Genomic DNA, 3,453 nt, shown 5'->3' with positions numbered 1-3,453 from the left:
TAAAGTATTATGATACAGCAAGCATGTTGTCGAATCTATTGCGTAAGACGGATACAGCAACGATGTTGTCGAACCGATTAAAGATCAGCGACACATCGAATATGCTGAGTGGTTATGCGAAGAGCGGCCAGTTTGTAAAATACTCCGATACAGCTACAATGATATCGAACCTATTAAGGAAGACCGATACAACTAACATGCTGAGCCCATATGCGCAATCGCAAGCAGTAGTAAAATATTATGACACGGCATCGATGTTGTTGAACCTGCTGCGCAAGACAGACACAGCAACCATGCTGTCGAACCGGTTGAAGATAAGCGACACATCGAATATGTTGAGTGGCTACGCGAAGAGCGGTCAGTTCGTGAAGTATTCTGATACAGCTACAATGGTATCGAATCTGCTGCGTAAGACAGATACGGCCTCGATGCTGTCAAATCGATTGAAGATCAGCGATACTTCGAATATGTTGAGCGGTTATGCGAAGAGCGGTCAGTTTGTGAAGTACTCAGATACGGCCACAATGGTATCGAACCTATTAAGGAAGACCGATACAACTAACATGCTGAGTCCGTATGCGCAATCGCAAGCAGTGGTAAAATATTATGACACGGCCAGCATGTTGTCGAACCTGCTTCGTAAGACAGACACAGCCTCGATGCTGTTAAATCGATTGAAGATCAGCGACACATCGAATATGTTGAGTGGCTACGCGAAGAGCGGTCAGTTTGTGAAGTATTCCGATACAGCTACAATGGTATCGAATCTGCTGCGTAAGACAGATACGGCCTCGATGCTGTCAAATCGATTGAAGATCAGCGATACTTCGAATATGTTGAGCGGTTATGCGAAGAGTGGCCAGTTCGTGAAGTATTCCGATACAGCGTCGATGGTATTGAACCTGTTGCGTAAGACGGACACAGCTAACATGCTGAGTTCTTATGCCCATAGCCAGGCAGTTGTAAAGTATTATGATACTGCATCAATGTTGTCGAACCTGCTGCGTAAGACAGACACAGCCTCGATGCTGTTGAATCGGTTGAAGATCAGTGATACATCGAATATGTTGAGTGGTTATGCGAAGAGCGGTCAGTTTGTGAAGTACTCAGATACGGCCACAATGGTATCGAACCTATTAAGGAAGACCGATACGACTAACATGCTGAGTCCTTATGCGCAATTGCAAGCAGTGGTAAAATATTATGACACAGCAAGTATGTTGTCGAACTTGCTGCGTAAGACTGATACGGCCTCGATGCTGTTGAACCGGTTGAAGATCAGTGATACATCTAATATGCTGAGTGGCTACGCGAAGAGCGGCCAGTTTGTGAAGTATTCCGACACAGCATCGATGGTATTGAACCTGTTGAGGAAGACAGATACGGCAAACATGCTTAGTTCCTATGCCCATAGCCAGGCAGTTGTAAAGTATTATGATACGGCTACAATGTTGTCGAACCTGCTGCGTAAGACAGATACGGCCTCGATGCTGTTGAACCGATTGAAGATCAGCGACACATCGAATATGCTGAGTGGCTATGCGAAGAGCGGCCAGTTTGTGAAGTACTCCGATACTACTTCAATGGTATCAAACCTGTTGCGCAAAACTGATACAACGAACATGCTGAGCCCTTATGCGCATAGTCAAGCGGTCGTGAAGTATTATGACACAGCAACTATGCTATCGAACCGGTTGAAGATCAGTGATACTTCGAATATGCTGAGTGGCTATGCGAAGAGCGGTCAGTTTGTGAAGTATTCCGACACAGCTACAATGGTATCGAACCTATTAAGGAAGACCGATACAACTAATATGCTGAGCCCGTATGCGCAATCGCAAGCAGTGGTAAAATATTATGACACGGCTACGATGTTATCGAACCTGCTGCGTAAGACGGATACAGCAACTATGTTATCTAACCGGTTAAAGATCAGTGATACATCGAATATGTTGAGCGGCTATGCAAAGAGTGGCCAGTTTGTGAAGTACTCTGATACGGCTTCAATGGTATTGAACCTGTTGAGGAAGACAGATACGGCAAACATGCTGAGTCCCTATGCCCATAATCAGTCAGTGGTAAAGTATTATGACACGGCATCGATGTTGTCGAACCTGCTGCGTAAGACGGATACAACTAATATGCTGAGTGCTTATGCGCACAGCCAGGCCGTGGTAAAATATTATGACACCGCCTCGATGCTGTTGAATCGGTTGAAGGTCAGCGATACTTCGAATATGTTGAGCGGTTATGCGAAGAGTGGCCAGTTCGTGAAGTATTCCGATACAGCCACAATGGTATCGAACCTGTTGCGCAAGACCGATACGACGAACATGCTGAGCCCTTATGCACATAGCCAGGCCGTAGTGAAATATTATGACACGGCTGCAATGTTGTCGAACCTGCTGCGTAAGACAGATACAGCTACGATGTTGTCGAACCGATTAAAGATCAGTGACACATCGAATATGTTGAGTGGTTATGCAAAGAGTGGCCAGTTTGTGAAATACTCGGATACGGCCACAATGGTATCGAACCTGTTGCGCAAGACCGATACGACGAATATGCTGAGTCCTTATGCCCATAGCCAGGCAGTGGTAAAATATTATGACACAGCTTCGATGTTATCGAACCTATTGCGTAAGACTGATACAGCAACGATGTTATCTAACCGGTTAAAGATCAGTGATACATCAAATATGCTGAGTGGTTATGCAAAGAGTGGCCAGTTTGTGAAATACTCGGATACGGCCACAATGGTATCGAACCTTTTGCGCAAGACGGACACAGCTAATATGCTGAGTCCTTATGCCCATAGCCAGGCAGTAGTAAAATATTATGACACGGCATCGATGTTGTCGAACCTATTGCGTAAGACAGATACAGCAACGATGTTATCTAACCGGTTAAAGATCAGTGATACATCGAATATGCTGAGTGGTTATGCAAAGAGTGGCCAGTTTGTGAAATACTCCGATACAGCTACAATGGTATCGAACCTGCTGCGCAAGACTGATACGACGAATATGTTGAGCCCTTATGCGCACAGTCAGGCCGTGGTAAAATATTATGATACTGCATCGATGTTGTCGAACCTGTTGCGTAAAACAGATACAGCTACGATGTTGTCGAACCGGTTAAAGATCAGTGATACATCGAATATGCTGAGTGGCTACGCGAAGAGTGGCCAGTTTGTGAAATACTCCGATACGGCCACAATGGTATCAAACCTGTTGCGCAAGACCGATACAACGAACATGCTGAGCCCTTATGCTCATAGTCAAGCGGTCGTGAAGTATTATGATACGGCATCAATGTTGTCGAACCTGCTTCGTAAGACTGATACAGCATCGATGCTGTTAAATCGGTTGAAGATTAGCGATACATCAAATATGTTGAGCGGCTATGCGAAGAGTGGCCAGTTTGTGAAGTACTCAGATACGGCTACAATGG

The 3,453-nt window shown here is 45.2% G+C and carries 1 protein-coding gene; it reads left to right on the top strand.

Annotated features, from left to right (window positions below):
• Nucleotides 1-23: 23 nt before the first annotated feature.
• Nucleotides 24-3,453 (top strand): hypothetical protein (locus SEDOR53_RS18410; protein WP_198018996.1); only part of this gene is annotated, 3,430 nt, incomplete at its 3' end.

This window comes from Asinibacterium sp. OR53 (genome assembly GCF_000515315.1).
In the GTDB taxonomy this organism is placed as follows: domain Bacteria; phylum Bacteroidota; class Bacteroidia; order Chitinophagales; family Chitinophagaceae; genus Sediminibacterium.
The sequence above is the reverse complement of the archived record's forward strand: the minus strand, read 5'-3'. Positions and strand labels throughout refer to the sequence as shown.